The sequence below is a fragment of the uncultured Slackia sp. genome (assembly GCF_934630525.1).
GTDB lineage: Bacteria > Actinomycetota > Coriobacteriia > Coriobacteriales > Eggerthellaceae > Slackia.
This window is the reverse complement of sequence record NZ_CAKTVX010000001.1, coordinates 304,769-319,155: the sequence shown is the minus strand read 5'-3', so window position 1 is coordinate 319,155 and position 14,387 is coordinate 304,769. Positions and strand designations below refer to the sequence as shown.

Here is a 14,387-nt window from a genome sequence, read left to right as displayed (position 1 = left end):
CGCTAGCCCAGCTTCGCTGCGGTGCCGATGCCCTTGAGCACGCCAGCCTTGAGCGTGTTCTTCAGGACAACGCCAGCGACAAGCTCGACCTCGCCAGTCTTGACCGCGCCAGGCTCGGACATGTTGGGCATGAAGGACTGGATGACGCCAGTGCCGGTGGGGGAAATGCCGTGGAAGCCGTCGAGGCCAAGGGAAACCGCATAGATGTCGGACTTGCCGAGCGCGGATGCGGTGGCCGCGGTGTCCGCGACAGTGTCTACGGCGGTGGTGCCGTTGAAGTACTTGCCGAGGTTGACCATCGGGATGCCGTTGTACGTCTCGATGACGTTGCCAGCGTCGTTCTTCGTGCGCTCGTAGTAGCCAGCGCGGCGTGCGATGCCGCGGAACTTCGTCAGCATCTTGCCGTTCATCATCAGCATGTTCGCGCCGTCGACCTGCGAGAGGAGGGCGTCGATTTCGTCGAGGAACGCCTGCGCGTTCTTGGTCATGAGGTCTCCGGTGGAAACGTCGACCTCGGAGGTCAGCTCGTTGGAGGAGCCGGAAAGCAGCTTCGCGAGGCCGTCGAACGTGCCGTCGGGCTTTCCAGGGGTCGCTGTGCCAGCCGCCTTGCCGTTGATTGCGTAGTAATGGAACTCGTTCGCGGTAGCCTTGATTTTCTGCTCAAGCTGGAAAGTCAGCTCGTCGACGGCGCCCGAGGTGTTCTGGAGCACGCGGTCGACGGAGAACTTGCCGCCCATGATGATGGCGTTCGCGGTCTTCTTCTCGCGCTTGGCCTCGTTGGCGGTGTACTCGCTGTTGATTGCGCGGACTCCTGCGGTCGCGGGGGTCTTGAGCTGGGTGTAGCCGTACGCCAGCGTGGAGCCGCCAGTGCCGGGGGAAATCGCGTTGTCGAACGTCAGCTTGTCGAGCAGCAGCGAAGAACGCTGGAACGTGTCGATAACCTTCTGGTCTACGTGGTCGGCCATTCCGACCTTTGCCTCTTGGAGGGTGATAGCCATTCTTAGCCTTTCTGTTCATAGCGCTCGCGCAAAGCGTCGCGCAGGGTCTTCGGGGCCGCGGTTCCGCCGTCGCCCGCTGGGGGCTTGGCGACGCTCGCGCCCTCTGTCGTGATTACGGGAATGAAGTCCGCGAAGTCGGCCTTGATGCCTTCGACCAGCTTGTCGGCGTCCTTGATGGCCCCGTCCGCGACCTCGACGGAATCCAGGTCGGAAATCTTGAGCACCGCGTCGATGCGCTTCGCGTCAACGCCAGCCTTGGCGATGAGGTCGCGGTAGAGCGCCTTCTTCTGCGCCGCCGCCTTCTCCCCCTCGACCTTGGCCTTGAAGTCCTCGAAGGCCTTCTCCGTGGCCTCGAACTTCTCCTTGTACTCGTCGCTCGGCTCGGCCTTCGGCTCCTGCTTCGGGGCGGGCTTCGCTTCGAGCTGCGCCTTGTACTCGTCTCGCTGCGCCTTGAGGGCGTCCGTGCTCTCGATGTGCGCCGAGATGATTTCCTCTGCCTTCTCGTCTTCGATGCCCAGTGCCTTGAGCATGCGTCGGGTCAGTGCCATATCCCAATTTCTCCTTTGCCTCGGAATGTCGCCACGCTGCCTCGTGGCTGGTTGCGGGCATTGCCTTGCCCGCGTCTTGGTACGATTTTGCGCCGCTGGTCACAGCATCAAAAAAGCGCCCCCGAAGGGACGCTCCAATGGGGCATGCTCACTTGCCCATGTTGCTGCGAAGAATCGCGCGGTATTTGTCTCCGTGGTTCGTGGCCGCGTTCTTGAGGAAGTGCACGCCCTCGACCTTCGTTCCGCTCCTGGTCGAATGGCCTTCCTCGACGTACACGGCGTATTCGACGTTGGTTCCGATGTACGCGGCCCGCCCGCCGTCTCCCACGAGGTGCGTGATGCTGTTACGCAAGCGGCCAGTGTCCACGGGGCACGCCTTCTTCGCGTACCCTTCCGCCACGAGCCCGATTTCCTCCATCGCCTTCGCGAGCGCCTTGTTTATCGCCTCTACAATCGCCTGCGTGTTGTTCTCCCGCACTTCGAGCAGCCCGCTGATGTCGGAGGCGAGCAGGCCTTTGGTATTGCCGCTCGTGAAGCCGTTCTCGCGCATCCCATGCACCACGTCGCCGTTGCGGTCGGTGTACGTGTCGTTCTTTCCGCTGAAGCCCTGCTTTCCCGCCATATGTCCCCCTAAAAACGAAATGCCCCAAGTTTCCCCAGGGCACTCCGCGCCGCCCGAACCGCACGTAGCACGAACGCGGCGACTTCCCGCAGGCCCAGGGTTGCGGCCCCTGTAACTCGAAGCCTGCGGGCTTAGGGCTCAATTGTCGCGGGATTGTCACAGCAAAGGAAAAGGCCCGCCGAAGCGGGCCTTTCTTAGTACAGAGCACCCTCGTCGTACTCGGGCACGTACTCCCTACCTGTCCTTATGGATTTCTCGACTAAATCGACGAGTTTTGCGCAGTCCATACCTTGAAACGCCCACGGCACTCCGCCAAAGCGTTTTTGGTACTCGCGAATCGCCGCATTCGCCTTCTCTTCTTCGGCCTGCTCGGACTCTAGTTGCTCTGGGAGGGGGTTCCCTTTCTCGACCGCATCGTTTGCAAGCTTCACGAATTCCTCGTCGCTCAAGCGGAGCATCCAGCCGGGGATTTCGTAAAAGGCGGCGCGGTATGCATCCTCGGCCTCAATCACCTGCTCTTGCGTCAGCATTCGAGAACCTCCTTGACTATTCTTTCGAACCGCCCCATTGCCGTCGGGAACAGTTCGCGCAGTATCTCCAACGACCCGTCATTCATGACCTTCGCAGAACACGCCTCGGCGAAGAACTCCGTGGCTCGTCTTTCCTCGCCGCTCAGCGCATCCGTGAAATAATCGCCGCCGTGTCCCGCCCCAAGCGGAAACGGTACTCCCGTTGCTCCTTCGATAACGTCGCTCGCATCGTAGTACGAATGCTTCGTCCTTTCGTTTACGAGCTTCTTCAAGTCGGCAATTACCAGGTTGTTCAGCTCCCTTCTATTATACTTTAGCTCCCATCGCGCATTAGAGTCGAGCAAGGAATCTGCGACCTTTGCAAATCTCTCGTCGTCCATCAGCTGAACGAGGAGCGTGCGCCAACCAGTGCCATATTCCCTATTCGCACGCGTTGCTTCTCTGCAAAGTCTGACCACGCTGCGCTCGCCGATTTCCTTCGCCCGTTCGCGAATCAGTTTGATTGCCTCACTCGGGTCGCTTTTCGACAGTTCGTTGAACTTATTCGATGCCTTGCGCTTTGCAGCCTTGCCGATATACGAAGTCCAATCGTTGTCGATGCATTCAACGATTCCACTGCCATTTGACGTAAGCCCTTTCCGTCCAGAAGAAAGCCAATCTATCATATGGCCGAACTCATGGAAGGCTACCTCGTGATGCAAGTAGACCTCGTTACCGCGTTTCACTCTGGCTATATCGAGCTCTACGCCGCCGAGTTTGCGCTTGAACGAGCATCCGATTCCGGGCTCGTCGATTGCAATCACCAGCTGCGGGCCATACTTCCGGTATAGCGCCTTTATGTCAGCGTCCTTCGACTTCGCCAGTATATGGGCCATATCGACGGCCAAATCTCGCTGCGCCCTGGTTTCAGACATACCTACCGGGACGAAGCCTCCAAGTGGCCCCATCTCAATACTCTTAAGGGCGTTGCTCCATGCCCTTTGCTGTTCAATCCTCTGCAATGACTTGAACGTGCTACTGCTTGCCCCTCGCGTTTTCAAGTGCTCAGACAACGCCTTGCGGCCCTGCGCCTCGGTCATGCCGCGCTTCTCTAGCTGCGCCTTCACGCTCGGCTGCTCGAAGAACTCTCCCATCGTGCGCCCGCTGCTGTCGTGCGGTGGCCTCGCCGCATCCCCAGCCTTCCATTCCTCATACGTCATGTCCTCTGGCAGCTTGCTCCACCGCTCGGCATCGTCCGTCTCGAAGCCCTCCACGGCTGCGATCACAGTGCAGCGGCAGTTGCAAATCTCGGCGTAACGCCCCTGCGGGTCTCCAGGATAGCGGCACCCGTTCGAGAACTTGGCGCTCTCCTTGTTGTCGATGCGCTCGCCGTCGAGCTGCCTGTGGCTGTGTCGCGTGCGGTTGTCGAGCGTCGAGAGCCATTCCTTCTTGAGCTTGATGCCCATGCCCTTCGCCCGCTTGTAGCTGCTCATGCGCCCCGCGCATTCAGCTCCCGTCACGGCAGTCCTGGCCGTGCGCATGGCCGTTGCCATGTTGCTGCCCGTGACGTTCTGCACTCGGCGGGCTATCTTCGGAATGGATTCGCCCAGCAAAACGCCCTGGGTCAGCTGCGATGAGACAAGCTTGCGGTTCCACGCCATATCCTTCGCCACGTCAACGGCGGGGAGCAGCGCGGCGCCAGCCGTGAGCATGTGCCCCACCGTGTCGGGGTCTACGAGGTCGAACGCCACGGCCACGCCAGTGTCCTTGCAGATGGAGAAGGCGGCGTAGTTGGCGTTCTCGGCGTACACCTCGGGCAGCTTGCCGCTCAGCGCAGCCATGGCGACCTGGTTCGCATCGGTCATGGCCTGCGAAACCTGGTCGAGCGTGCTCGAGAGCTGCCTTGAGCGCAGGATTTTGCCCTTGCGCCAGGCCTTGTAGTCGGCCTCGGAGAGCTCGCCAGCCTCCACCTTCGCCCGCTGCTCCCCGTCCTCCTTCTCGAAGCGCTTGAGGAACCGCGAGAGGGCTTCCTGCGCGTCCGCCTGCGCCTGCTGGTACGTCTCATAAACGTCGGCCTGGAACTCGGCTATCTTCCGCTCCGCGAAGTCGTGCGCCTGGTCGCTCATGCGCTACTCCTCGGCTTCCTCTTCGCCATCGTCCTGCTTGGCGTTCGCCTGCAACGCTGGGGGAAGCGCGGCCATCTTGTCCGCCGCCTCCTCGTCCTTGCGCTTCAGGATTTCGGCCACCTCGTCGGGCGTTATGTTGGGCAGCTTGCGCAGAATGGTCTCGTCGTCCAGGTATTCCGCCTCCATCAGAACCGTCTCCACCTGGTCGCGCACGTTGCTGATGCGGTTGCGGGTGAAAACGGGCGTGTCGACGATGCCCTGCAACGCCACCAAATCCATGATGCCCTCGCGGATATGGCGCTCGAACTCGTCGGCCTCCTCGTCCATCGGCTGGTACGCCGCGTCGATGTGGTCGTTGGTCGCGCCTGCTGCCACGGTGTGCACGTCCAAAGCGCCGAAATCCTCGTACATGTCCGCCTTGATTGCGTCGAGCACGGCCTTGCGGGCCGCATACGGCACCTCCTGCGTGTACGGCGAAATCCTGCCGCCGTCCTCGGTGTCGGCGTTCGCGATGTGCGTCAGCTTCAGCCGGTCTCGCAGCTGCTGCAAGTCCTCGTCCTTCATGCCGCCAGCGTTCTCCACGATCCAGTAAATCTCGGCGCAGTCCTGCGTGTCGTTCGCCAGGCCAGACTTGATTAGGTCGTAGGCGTCCACGCTCTCGCGCAGCCCCACGAGGGTAGATTGATGCGCGTCGCTGCCCCAAATCGGGATGATGGGGAGGCGCGAGTAGTTCTCCTCGTCCACGGCCAGCTTCAGGCCGTCGGCCGGCACCTCTGCGTATGTGGCCTTGTACGGGCGCTTTCCCTCTGGGCATACCTGCAAATCGTCGGTGGTCTTCGCGTCGAAGGCCGTGTAGCCGTCCTGCTCGTACAGCACCGCGTGAAGCGGGCGCGTCGAATCCAAGCGCCAGAAACGGATGCCAGCCATCAGCGCGCCAGAGGTCTCGTCCCAAATCGGAGCGAACTCGGTCGCGGAGAAAACGTCGATGTGGTCGAGGTTCCAGAATGGAAAAGAGATGCCGTGAATCAAGGCGTTGAGGCCTATCTGCTTCACGTCGTCGTCGAAGCGAGGCCCCATCTTCGCCTTCGTGGTGTCCTCGCCGCCCTCGCCGACCTCAACGAAGCTCACGCCCTTGCCCAGCGAGTACATGCAGCGCTGAACGTTCAGGCGCTTGAAGAGGTTGCTCGCGATTCGCAGCTTCGATGCCGTGAAATCGTCGAATCGGCTGCCGTCGGTGCCGAACAGCGTGCGCGTGAAATTGCAGATTGTCTCGTTACGCTGGCGGTAGTAGTTGTCGGCGCTTCGGGCATTCTTGTACATCTCGCTCGCCTTGTGGCGCTCGATGGCCTCCTTGACGAAGCCAGGCGTAGCGCCATCCTCCAAAAGCTCCTGATACGTGATGATTGTCGAATTGGAACCCATCAAACCCCCTTGAACGGTGAAATGTACGTGCTCTTTTCCTTCCACATGCGCAAGGTCGCGACCCCGTACCTCAGCGCGTCCATCAGGTGGTCGTTCACCTTCACGGGCTTGTCCCCGTCGGCCTTCGCGTCCCACACGTAGCCAGCGAATTCCTTCGCCAGCTCTGGCAAATCGTCGGCGTACTTCACCTTGCCTTTGGCCATGCACATGGCCGTCTCCCTGATGCCGTCTGCCACGTCGTTGCGCGCCTTGCGCACCTTGAAGCCAGCCTGCCGCATCGCCGCGTGGAAGCTGGTCGCGCTCGGGTCGATTATGAACGGCGTGTCCCTCGGCAAACCGCCCAGGAACGCCGCCATGTCCGCCGCGTAGTCCGCGTCGGTCTTCTGGTGCCCCGTGTCGCGCCCGCTGTATCGGTACTCCTTCACCACGTGCCAGCAGCCCCCGCCGCGTGCCCACAGAAGAGCGGCGAAGGCGTTCTGAGTGCCGTAGTCGCACGACACCGCGTACTCTTCCGCATCGCCCTCGAATCGGGCCTCTGCTGCGTTCTTGTGGTCGGGATAGATAAGGCCCTCGGCCTGCGTCCACAGGCCCTTGATGTATCGGTCGTAGTAGATGGTGCCCGCGTAGTCGGCTTCGAGCTGCGCCACGACCTCGGGAAGCAGGGCGCCGTCCCAGATGGTGTAGTCCTGGCGGTATATGTCGATTCCCTCTGAATCGAGGAACCTTTTGAACCAGTGGTTAGGCGAATCGGGGTTACACGTGCCGTCGAAATGGCTGTGGGGGCAGCGCAGGCGCGATTTGAGCATCTGGAACACGGGCTCCGCCCACGTGGTCACCTCATCGCCGTAGACCCACTCGAACGTCGCGCCCTGAATCTTGCTGACGCTGTTGCTCTTGTCCGCGCCCAGGCAATACACCTTCTTGCCGAAGATTATCGCCGTGTTGTCCACGCGGATGTTCCCCACCACGTCGTCGCTGTAGAGCGAGCGCATGGGCTCCAGGATGTTGCGCTCCAAGGTGGAGCGGGTGTTTCCAATCATCACGAGCAGGCCTTCGCCCCTCGCCGCCATGATTCGCTGCGGAATCGTCACCGCTATGTCGAGGTACGATTTGCCGCTGCCCGTCGCGCCGCATTTCACGTTCCATCGGTGCGTGCACTCTTGCAGGTACTCCTGCTGCATCCTCGTCAGCATGGCTACCTGATCGCGCTAGGGACGGCCGAGACGAGCTCCTTGGCCGCCTTGAGCACGGCGGTGTCGGTGTTGTCCTCTGGCCTCGTCGGCCTTGCGTACCGCTCCGGGTATCTGCGCTCAAGCAGCCACGCAGCCGCCTGCCACGTGTCATCGGATGCCCTCATGATGCGCGAGACAAGGTTCGCCTCGCGCTCCGCGTCGGCCTTTTTAAGGCGTTCGCACAGTTCTCGCTGGTTCGCCGTCGTGGGGTGGTTTATCCATCGGCTGTATGTAGTCTTCGGAACGCCGAGAATCGCCGCTATCTGGCAGTCAGGAAGCCCGGCGCGGCAGTACTTCACCGCCTTCTCGATTCCCTCTTTGGTAAGTTTCTCTTTAGACATTGGCTCACGTTTCCGCAGGTAGATATCCGTTGCTTGCCAGAAACGTTACGCCAGCAGTCACAAGAAAGCCCCAGCTTGCGCCAGGGCTTTTTTAGTGCTGTCAGCCGATTCTCTCGGCGCTTCCACCCGTCAGGCGCTCCCATCTGTCGACTATGACGCTGGCGTAGTGCGGGTCGAGCTCGATGCATGCGCAGTGCCTCCCCGTCTGCTCGCACGCGACGACGCTGGTTCCGCTGCCGCCGAACATGTCGAGGACGGTCTCGCCGCGCCTTGTGCTGTTCATGATTTGGTACGCGAACAGGCCGACGGGCTTCATCGTCGGGTGCAGCTCGCTTCGCGTCGGCTTGTCGAATTCGAGCACCGTTGTCGCGCCCTTCTGCGCGAGCAGGTCTTTGACGAACTCGACGAGCTCAGCCTTGCTCATGCCGTTTGGGCTGCGGTCGTCGGTAATGACGGTCGATTCCTTGCGGCTGTCTGTGAAGTAATGCGCCGCGCCGCCCCTCCAGCCGTACAGGCACAGCTCATGCCGCCACTGGTAATCCTGCCGCCCAAGCGCGAAGGTGTTCTTGGCCCAGACGAGAATCTGCTTCACGTCCATTCCGGCCCTCTTTGCGGCCTCGAGGAAGTTGGCGCTCTGCGTAGATGCGTACCAGACGTAGAAGGCCGCGCCGGGCCTCATTGCCGACAAGGCGCTGCAAAGCACGGAGCGTAGGAACTCGACGAATGCCTCGTCGCTGCTCCAGCTGTCGTTCGCAATGACCAGCCCATCCGTGCGCCTGTGCAGCTGCTTGGCCTCGCTCGGACTGTCGTGCTGCCCCAATGCGACGTTGTATGGCGGGTCAGTCAGAAGCAGGTCTGCGCTCGCCGCCCCCCGCGCTGGGCATCGCCGACATCAAGCGACCGACGGCTTTCGCGTCGGTCGAGTCGCCGCAAAACAGCACGTGCCCTCCCATGCGCCAAAGCTCGCCAGATTGCACTCTGCCGCTGGCGTCGTTGTCAGGCTCGTCCTCGGTTATCTCCACATCGTCGTCGCTTGGAAGATCCATATCGTCGAACCCGAAGTCTGCCATGTCGAACTCGCCCGCAAGCTCGTCCAGCTCAGCGTCGAGCTTCGCGAAGTCCCAGCCGGTGTTCATCGTGAGCTTGTTGTGCGCCAGCCCGTAGGCCTTGCGCTCTTTGTCGTCCATGTGGTCGAGGCGGATGATAGGCACCTTCGCCATTCCCAGCTTCTTCGCAGCCATGACGCGACCGTGGCCCGCCACGATTTCGGTTCCCTCGGGGCCGTCCCAAACAGCCACGGGGTCGTTGAACCCGAACTCCTCGATGGAGCTGCAAATCTGGTCGATTTGCTCGTTGGTGTGAATCTTGGCGTTTCGCGCGTATGGAATCAACTCGTCGGTCGGCACTTCCTCGACCGACAGCTCAGGCTGCTCTTTCATGCCGTCTCCTTCCTGGTCAGTAACTCCATTGTCGCAGGTCGGTCACAGCAAAAGAAAAGGCCCAGGCATGAGCGAACCTGGGCCAAAAGGAAGGAAACCGCTCTCGCGGCCTCCCTAATTATCCGTAACGTGTCACAAAGTACCGTAAAACGCCGTAAAACGCCGTCGTGAACCGTTCATAGCCACACGGCGGGCATCCCGCCAACCTCCTTCGCATTCCTTCGCCTCGCGCTGCATATCTTCCCCTTGGTTATGCCCGTCTCCCTCGCGGCCTGCGCGATGCTCCAGTACTTCACGCCCCCGATAATCATCGGCGAGCTGTTCGGCATCGATATGAAGCTCACCTTGCTCGACAGCGCGATGGAATGGCCGTCGAGCTCCGTCATTCCGCGCTTCAGCGCCGAGCTCAACCGCGGCTGGCTCCAACCCATCGCCCTCGCGGCGGCCGTTATCGTCGGGTACTCCTTCCCGTCGACCAGGCACCAGCGCGGCAGCCTCTTCATCGGCGGCTCCCGCCTCGCGCCAGGCTCGTACGGCTCCTGCACCGTGGGGCTTTTTCTGCCGTCCTTGCGGTTCCCGTATACGATCATCTTGCTTCCTCGTACTCTATCCTCTTCCCGCGTATCTCGCCGCCGCGCTCTGCGGCCCTGGATACCTCGCTGCAAAGGCACCCGAGGGCCAGGGCGGCGCTCCGCCTCGAAGGATACGGAACGCCTCCCACGATTACGCCGCGGCGCGGGTTCTGCGGATTCCTCACTTCTTCCTCGACATGAGCATCGTGAAGGTCTTCCGCGAGATGCTGAGCGGCTTCTCGTAGCCGCCAGCGCGCCACTTGACGGCATTGTCTATGTCCGCCTTCTTCTCCTCGATGTACGACGACGGCTTGCCATTGAAGACGTACTCGCGGAGCGTGTAGCTGCCTGCGCTTGTGACCTTCACCGCCTCGGTCTCGATGTCGACGATTCGAACATCGAGCAGGCCATCCGTGACGCTCGGCTTCGAAAGCTCGGCCACTTGAGCCTTGAGGCTTTCGTTCTCTTCCTTGAGCTTCTCGTATTCCGAAATGAAGAAATCTTCGAGATTCATCTCTCCTCCTCTTTGTCTCCAAAATCCACGAGCGGGATTTCCCGCACGCCGCTGTTGCTGTAGTCCCACATCGGGCCGTACTCGTCGTACTGGCGAATCTCGCGCTTCGCCGCGCACTCTTCAGCGCGGGCCTTGTCGGTGAAGGCGATTACGGGCCGCTCCCACGCGTCCTCCCATTCGCCGCCGAAGTCGGTGACGAGCCAAATCGCCCGCTTATTCGTGCTCATCGTCCGCCGCCTCCTTCGCCTCATTCATCCATCGGTCGAAGCTATGCGCGCACTTCTCGCAAAGGTGGCGCTTCTTTCCGAAGCGGTAAATGCCCTTTGTCGGCTTGCGCACGAAGAAGCGCTTCGCGCTCACCGGCACGTACTCGCCGCATCGGTCGCATCTGTAAAGCCTCATCGCTCGACCACCTTCCTCCGGCAATGCGGGCAGTACTCGTATTTGCCGTACATCTCTTCGTGCGATTGCCCGCACTCTCGGCACTCCCAACCGCGCACCTCTTCGCCATGGACGGTGCGCGTGGTCTCGGTGAGGTCGAGCACGGTCGTCGGCACGTCGATGAGGTCGGCCAGGGCGGCGTAAACTTTGCTCTCGGCCTCGTGCGTATACATTCCGCTCACATCTACACCGATGCTGCCCGCGATCACGTCAAGCGCATCGACATGGCGGAATTCCCCACCAGCGGCCGTTCGCAGCTCTGTCGCCGCACGCCTGCGCTCTTCGTCGCTAATCATTACGCGCCTCCTCGTAGAAAACCTCCCTTGACGTGCGCCACGACTGGGCGCTGTCCAGCACCATTTGCAGCAGGAGCGCTGCGGTCGAGAGCTTCCTGAAGCTTCGCCCGCGCTCGCTGGTGTCGTACGCGACGCGCAGGTTGCCTGCGGCGTCGGGGCAAAGCACCTTGCAGTTCCTCGGGAGTTGAAGCTTCCCATGCAGTGCGTCGGCAAGTTCCCTCGGGCACACGAGCCAGTTCTCGTCGCCATCGAACGTCCGCCCGTGTCCGCTCGTGAAATCATCCATGCACGACTTCACCTCGACGAAGCAGAACGCGCCGCGCTCGGCTGCGGCGTTCGTGTAGCCGCTCCCGATGCGGTATGCCACGAAATCAACCCTGTGGGCTTCGTCGACCCATACCTCACTCGAAACCAAATTGAATTCTTTCCTGAGCCTCTTGAGCGCTTTCGCGGAAAGCTCGGCCGTTATCTCTCTGCGGTCGCTCATTTGCGCACCTCCCGAAGCAGCTCAATCAGCTCGCGCCATTGCCCGCCGATGCCCTCAAGCTCGCGCTCAATCGCAAGAGCTAGCTCGCGAATCTCCCATTGCGCGCGGCTGTCGAGACGCAGCGTCAGGAAGTTTTGCAGGCTGCTCGCGTTGACGGTCATCACGAGGCTCGTGTTCGTGGCCTCGGGGAGCAGATAGCGGGCGTCCTCCCTCGCGTTGAACGTCAGCGCTTCTTCGTAGTCCATTTTCGCCGCCGTCATGGCGGCCTTGAACCTTCGCTCGAATTCCGTACCCGCGATGCTCGGCGGCATCACGTACCAGTCTTCGCCGCCGACCTTGCAATATCGCTGCGACGTGACCGAGTACGACGCGATTCGATGGCGCGTGAGCTGCGCCAGGCAGGCGCGCGAGATTCCCTCAACCATGAGCGTCGCGGAAGCATGCTCGAAAACGCTCATATGGCCAGTCTTCGCGCATCGGCGCACGCGCTTCGGCGAAGGCGTGGGCTTGCCGTAGCACATGCCGGCGGCGATGCCTATCACGTCCATCGGGTTCGCCGTGGCGGCCAGTACGGTTACTTGCATTCGCTATCGCCTCCCATTTCGCAAGCTACGAGAATCCCGCTCGCGATGCTCTGAACCATGTATGCCAGGATTTCATGGCCGGGGTTTTCTTCTCCCATCATGTCGAACAGGTCGAGCGCCGCGTGCGTGGCCTCATGGGCGGCAACTCCGAATAACGCGTCGCGCTTGAGCCCCCTATCGACCCACACGACGATGCCTTCGCCCCTGACGGCGACCGTCTTTCCGTCGCACGCTTCGATGCTCGGCGGGTCGATTCCGAGGTTCCGCACGCATTCGCGGTATTCGGTCTCGTCCCTCGCGACGCTCACTGGAAACGGTAGGATGAAAGGGTTGATTTGGACGCCCATCACTCCGCCTCCTCTTCGATTCCCGCGAGCTTCTTGGCTCGCTTCAGTATGTCGACGCGCTCGTTCTTCCAGCAGGGCATTCCCGACTTCTCTATCCCATGGGGGCAACAAAAGCAATCTTCCGTAGATTCTTCGCATCCGAAATAGAAGCACGTGGTTCCCTTCATCATGTCCGCTTCCAGCTTCTCCCAGCTGTCGGCTTGGTCATCCTCTAGCGGCGCGGGATTCTTTCGCGACAGATACTTTGGGTTCACCGACGGAAGGAACGCGCCCTCGTCGGTATGCACGCCGACGCATGCCTCGTCGGCTTTTACGGTGATGCTGACCACGCGACACTCGTTTCCGCTCGAATACAAGACATCGCCGATGCGAATCGGCTCGCCGTCGGCATCGAGCGGCAGCTTCATATACGCATCGGGCTCGAAGCCCTCGGCGTTGCCCTTCCAATCGTCGAGCTCCGCCTTCAGCGCGGCGTTCTCCTCTTCGAGCGCCTTGAGCTTCGAGATGTGGTCGCTCATGATGCCGTTCGCCTTGCTCATGTGGGCTTTCGCCTGCTTTAGGTGCTCGATTCCGCTTCTCAAATCTTTCATTTACTCAACCCCCGTGCTTCCGAAGCCGCCTTCGCCGCGCTCGGTCTCTTCCAATTCGTCCACTCGTCGGAATGTCGGCAATTCACACGGCACGATTACCAGCTGCGCGATGCGCTCGCCCGCCATCACGATGTTCGGAAGATTGCCCGCGTTGTAGAGCGGAACCTTGATTTCTCCCGTGAATCCCGCGTCGATGATGCCGACTCCGTTCGCCATGAGCAGCCCGCGATTGCAAAGCGAGCTCCGCGCCGCCAGCAGGCCGAAGCAGCCCTCGGGGATGCTCACGCGCACGCCAGTGGGCACCGTGACGAATTGCCCGATTCCGATGGAGTAGGACTCGCTCGCGCGGAGGTCTGCTCCCGCGTCGTGCGCATGCGCTCGCGTCGGCATCTGTTCGACGGCGCACACGGTTCCGATTTCCATTCGCGCGATCGGCTCGCCGCAGGCTGGGCAATAGCTCGGCTTCTCCGTCGCGTCCGCGTCCTCGCCGATATGCACGTCGGACTCGGCTCCGCATTTCGGGCACTCGTGCGTGTACACCACAGCGTCGCACCAGCCGATGTGTTCCTCGATTCTCATTTCCAATCCTCTCCCGCTCGGCGGTTCCATTCCTTCGCGGGGTTCTCGGCGGCGAACGACGTGCTCGCCCCGCAGCTCCCGCATTTCACGATTCGGCCAGCGCCCACGTGCAGCAGCTTCGCCTCGCCGCCGCAGAACGGGCACGGCTTCAATTCCTCGCTCATTCCATTGCCTCCAGCTTGTCCAGGCGCTGCTTCACGTCGCGCATCTTCAGCTCAATTGCCGCAAGCGGCAGGAGGTCGGAAGCCTCGTCGTGCTCCAAAACCTCGCCGCAGTACTCCTCTGGCGACAGCTGCATATCGCTGTCAAGGCAAAGCATCTCGGACACTCGCCCGGGCTTGTGGCGCTCAAGCGTTTCGGCCCTCAGCTTCTTGTAGCCCCTCGAACTTCCGAAGCTCACATACGCGTCGCCCGACAGCGCGAACTCGATGCAGGCGACCTGCCCGGTGAACCCCGACGGGCCGCGCACGATATCGCCGAGGCGTATCGGCTCGCCGTTCTTGTCATTCGGAAGCTTCATTCCCGCTCGGCGGTTCCACTTCTCGGCGGCGTTGTCGAGGTCGAAGCTTTTATCCGTTCTCGCGCCGCATTCGTCGCACTCTATCCACCACACGTCACCGCCAGCGATGCCGCTCGCCTTGTGGACTTCGGGGAGGCCGTCGCAATGCGGGCACCTTCCGAGCTTCATTACCGTTGCCATTTCTCTTCCTTCCTCTCGCGCCCTGTGCGCCCCGATTCCG

At 61.5% G+C, this 14,387-nt stretch carries 22 protein-coding genes; all 22 read right to left on the bottom strand.

Annotated elements, in window-relative coordinates; all coding sequences use genetic code 11:
- Positions 1–2: 2 nt before the first annotated feature.
- The 22 genes from Q0D41_RS01475 to Q0D41_RS01370 all read right to left on the bottom strand — a co-directional run bounded on the left by Q0D41_RS01475 (position 3) and on the right by Q0D41_RS01370 (position 14,347).
- On the bottom strand, positions 3–998 hold the full coding sequence (locus Q0D41_RS01475; RefSeq protein ID WP_294374090.1) for a major capsid protein: 996 nt from the start codon (positions 996–998) through the stop codon (positions 3–5).
- A 2-nt stretch (positions 999–1,000) separates the two neighbouring features.
- Positions 1,001–1,546, bottom strand: coding sequence for a hypothetical protein (locus Q0D41_RS01470; RefSeq protein WP_294374088.1), 546 nt, complete (start codon positions 1,544–1,546; stop codon positions 1,001–1,003).
- 148 nt (positions 1,547–1,694) lie between these two features.
- Positions 1,695–2,168: an HK97 gp10 family phage protein gene (locus Q0D41_RS01465; protein ID WP_294374085.1), complete on the bottom strand. Its 474-nt coding sequence runs from the start codon at positions 2,166–2,168 to the stop codon at positions 1,695–1,697.
- Positions 2,169–2,362: 194 nt separating this feature from the next.
- A complete protein-coding gene (locus Q0D41_RS01460; protein WP_294374083.1) occupies positions 2,363–2,698 on the bottom strand; it encodes a hypothetical protein in 336 nt (111 codons plus the stop codon).
- Positions 2,692–4,803, bottom strand: coding sequence for a phage minor head protein (locus Q0D41_RS01455; RefSeq protein WP_294374079.1), 2,112 nt, complete (start codon positions 4,801–4,803; stop codon positions 2,692–2,694). The genes Q0D41_RS01460 and Q0D41_RS01455 overlap by 7 nt, the downstream gene beginning before the upstream one ends.
- A gap of 3 nt (positions 4,804–4,806) precedes the next feature.
- The gene (locus Q0D41_RS01450) at positions 4,807–6,225 is read right to left on the bottom strand and encodes a phage portal protein (RefSeq protein ID WP_294374074.1); all 1,419 of its coding nucleotides are present in this window, start codon (positions 6,223–6,225) and stop codon (positions 4,807–4,809) included.
- Entirely contained in the window at positions 6,225–7,418 is a 1,194-nt protein-coding gene (locus tag Q0D41_RS01445; RefSeq protein WP_294374072.1) for a PBSX family phage terminase large subunit, read from the bottom strand. The genes Q0D41_RS01450 and Q0D41_RS01445 overlap by 1 nt, the downstream gene beginning before the upstream one ends.
- A 2-nt stretch (positions 7,419–7,420) precedes the next feature.
- The gene (locus Q0D41_RS01440) at positions 7,421–7,798 is read right to left on the bottom strand and encodes a helix-turn-helix domain-containing protein (RefSeq protein WP_294374068.1); all 378 of its coding nucleotides are present in this window, start codon (positions 7,796–7,798) and stop codon (positions 7,421–7,423) included.
- 100 nt (positions 7,799–7,898) lie between these two features.
- The gene (locus Q0D41_RS01435; protein WP_294374065.1) at positions 7,899–8,618 is read right to left on the bottom strand and encodes a site-specific DNA-methyltransferase; all 720 of its coding nucleotides are present in this window, start codon (positions 8,616–8,618) and stop codon (positions 7,899–7,901) included.
- Positions 8,619–8,637: 19 nt separating this feature from the next.
- The gene (locus Q0D41_RS01430) at positions 8,638–9,237 is read right to left on the bottom strand and encodes a ParB/Srx family N-terminal domain-containing protein (RefSeq protein WP_294374062.1); all 600 of its coding nucleotides are present in this window, start codon (positions 9,235–9,237) and stop codon (positions 8,638–8,640) included.
- Between the two features lie 176 nt (positions 9,238–9,413).
- Positions 9,414–9,827, bottom strand: a complete 414-nt coding sequence (locus tag Q0D41_RS01425) for a hypothetical protein (protein ID WP_294374059.1) — start codon at positions 9,825–9,827, stop codon at positions 9,414–9,416.
- 163 nt (positions 9,828–9,990) lie between these two features.
- The gene (locus Q0D41_RS01420; RefSeq protein ID WP_294374057.1) at positions 9,991–10,323 is read right to left on the bottom strand and encodes a hypothetical protein; all 333 of its coding nucleotides are present in this window, start codon (positions 10,321–10,323) and stop codon (positions 9,991–9,993) included.
- Positions 10,320–10,550: a hypothetical protein gene (locus Q0D41_RS01415; RefSeq protein ID WP_294374055.1), complete on the bottom strand. Its 231-nt coding sequence runs from the start codon at positions 10,548–10,550 to the stop codon at positions 10,320–10,322. Before Q0D41_RS01415 ends, Q0D41_RS01420 begins: the two co-directional genes overlap by 4 nt.
- Positions 10,537–10,725: a hypothetical protein gene (locus Q0D41_RS01410; RefSeq protein WP_294374053.1), complete on the bottom strand. Its 189-nt coding sequence runs from the start codon at positions 10,723–10,725 to the stop codon at positions 10,537–10,539. The genes Q0D41_RS01415 and Q0D41_RS01410 overlap by 14 nt, the downstream gene beginning before the upstream one ends.
- Positions 10,722–11,060, bottom strand: coding sequence for a hypothetical protein (locus Q0D41_RS01405; RefSeq protein ID WP_294374049.1), 339 nt, complete (start codon positions 11,058–11,060; stop codon positions 10,722–10,724). Before Q0D41_RS01405 ends, Q0D41_RS01410 begins: the two co-directional genes overlap by 4 nt.
- Complete coding sequence (locus Q0D41_RS01400; protein ID WP_294374047.1) at positions 11,053–11,547, bottom strand: hypothetical protein; 495 nt, start codon at positions 11,545–11,547, stop codon at positions 11,053–11,055. Before Q0D41_RS01400 ends, Q0D41_RS01405 begins: the two co-directional genes overlap by 8 nt.
- Positions 11,544–12,131 (bottom strand): FAD-dependent thymidylate synthase, encoded by a 588-nt coding sequence (thyX, locus tag Q0D41_RS01395; RefSeq protein ID WP_294374044.1) that lies wholly within the window; start codon positions 12,129–12,131, stop codon positions 11,544–11,546. The genes Q0D41_RS01400 and thyX overlap by 4 nt, the downstream gene beginning before the upstream one ends.
- On the bottom strand, positions 12,122–12,481 hold the full coding sequence (locus Q0D41_RS01390) for a hypothetical protein (RefSeq protein ID WP_294374040.1): 360 nt from the start codon (positions 12,479–12,481) through the stop codon (positions 12,122–12,124). Before Q0D41_RS01390 ends, thyX begins: the two co-directional genes overlap by 10 nt.
- Complete coding sequence (locus Q0D41_RS01385) at positions 12,478–13,068, bottom strand: hypothetical protein (RefSeq protein ID WP_294374035.1); 591 nt, start codon at positions 13,066–13,068, stop codon at positions 12,478–12,480. Before Q0D41_RS01385 ends, Q0D41_RS01390 begins: the two co-directional genes overlap by 4 nt.
- A complete protein-coding gene (dut, locus tag Q0D41_RS01380) occupies positions 13,069–13,647 on the bottom strand; it encodes a dUTP diphosphatase (RefSeq protein ID WP_294374032.1) in 579 nt (192 codons plus the stop codon).
- Positions 13,644–13,811 (bottom strand): Lar family restriction alleviation protein, encoded by a 168-nt coding sequence (locus tag Q0D41_RS01375; protein ID WP_294374030.1) that lies wholly within the window; start codon positions 13,809–13,811, stop codon positions 13,644–13,646. Before Q0D41_RS01375 ends, dut begins: the two co-directional genes overlap by 4 nt.
- Complete coding sequence (locus Q0D41_RS01370; protein ID WP_294374027.1) at positions 13,808–14,347, bottom strand: Lar family restriction alleviation protein; 540 nt, start codon at positions 14,345–14,347, stop codon at positions 13,808–13,810. Before Q0D41_RS01370 ends, Q0D41_RS01375 begins: the two co-directional genes overlap by 4 nt.
- Positions 14,348–14,387: the final 40 nt, after the last annotated feature.

Bases quoted from the DNA above. Each gene is read 5' to 3' on its own strand.
- Q0D41_RS01475 (WP_294374090.1), bottom strand. From the start codon at position 998: ATGGCTATCACCCTCCAAGAGGCAAAGGTCGGAATGGCCGACCACGTA.
- Q0D41_RS01470 (WP_294374088.1), bottom strand. From the start codon at position 1,546: ATGGCACTGACCCGACGCATGCTCAAGGCACTGGGCATCGAAGACGAG.
- Q0D41_RS01465 (WP_294374085.1), bottom strand. From the start codon at position 2,168: ATGGCGGGAAAGCAGGGCTTCAGCGGAAAGAACGACACGTACACCGAC.
- Q0D41_RS01460 (WP_294374083.1), bottom strand. From the start codon at position 2,698: ATGCTGACGCAAGAGCAGGTGATTGAGGCCGAGGATGCATACCGCGCC.
- Q0D41_RS01455 (WP_294374079.1), bottom strand. From the start codon at position 4,803: ATGAGCGACCAGGCGCACGACTTCGCGGAGCGGAAGATAGCCGAGTTC.
- Q0D41_RS01450 (WP_294374074.1), bottom strand. From the start codon at position 6,225: ATGGGTTCCAATTCGACAATCATCACGTATCAGGAGCTTTTGGAGGAT.
- Q0D41_RS01445 (WP_294374072.1), bottom strand. From the start codon at position 7,418: ATGCTGACGAGGATGCAGCAGGAGTACCTGCAAGAGTGCACGCACCGA.
- Q0D41_RS01440 (WP_294374068.1), bottom strand. From the start codon at position 7,798: ATGTCTAAAGAGAAACTTACCAAAGAGGGAATCGAGAAGGCGGTGAAG.
- Q0D41_RS01430 (WP_294374062.1), bottom strand. From the start codon at position 9,237: ATGAAAGAGCAGCCTGAGCTGTCGGTCGAGGAAGTGCCGACCGACGAG.
- Q0D41_RS01425 (WP_294374059.1), bottom strand. From the start codon at position 9,827: ATGATCGTATACGGGAACCGCAAGGACGGCAGAAAAAGCCCCACGGTG.
- Q0D41_RS01420 (WP_294374057.1), bottom strand. From the start codon at position 10,323: ATGAATCTCGAAGATTTCTTCATTTCGGAATACGAGAAGCTCAAGGAA.
- Q0D41_RS01415 (WP_294374055.1), bottom strand. From the start codon at position 10,550: ATGAGCACGAATAAGCGGGCGATTTGGCTCGTCACCGACTTCGGCGGC.
- Q0D41_RS01410 (WP_294374053.1), bottom strand. From the start codon at position 10,725: ATGAGGCTTTACAGATGCGACCGATGCGGCGAGTACGTGCCGGTGAGC.
- Q0D41_RS01405 (WP_294374049.1), bottom strand. From the start codon at position 11,060: ATGATTAGCGACGAAGAGCGCAGGCGTGCGGCGACAGAGCTGCGAACG.
- Q0D41_RS01400 (WP_294374047.1), bottom strand. From the start codon at position 11,547: ATGAGCGACCGCAGAGAGATAACGGCCGAGCTTTCCGCGAAAGCGCTC.
- thyX (WP_294374044.1), bottom strand. From the start codon at position 12,131: ATGCAAGTAACCGTACTGGCCGCCACGGCGAACCCGATGGACGTGATA.
- Q0D41_RS01385 (WP_294374035.1), bottom strand. From the start codon at position 13,068: ATGAAAGATTTGAGAAGCGGAATCGAGCACCTAAAGCAGGCGAAAGCC.
- dut (WP_294374032.1), bottom strand. From the start codon at position 13,647: ATGAGAATCGAGGAACACATCGGCTGGTGCGACGCTGTGGTGTACACG.
- Q0D41_RS01375 (WP_294374030.1), bottom strand. From the start codon at position 13,811: ATGAGCGAGGAATTGAAGCCGTGCCCGTTCTGCGGCGGCGAGGCGAAG.
- Q0D41_RS01370 (WP_294374027.1), bottom strand. From the start codon at position 14,347: ATGGCAACGGTAATGAAGCTCGGAAGGTGCCCGCATTGCGACGGCCTC.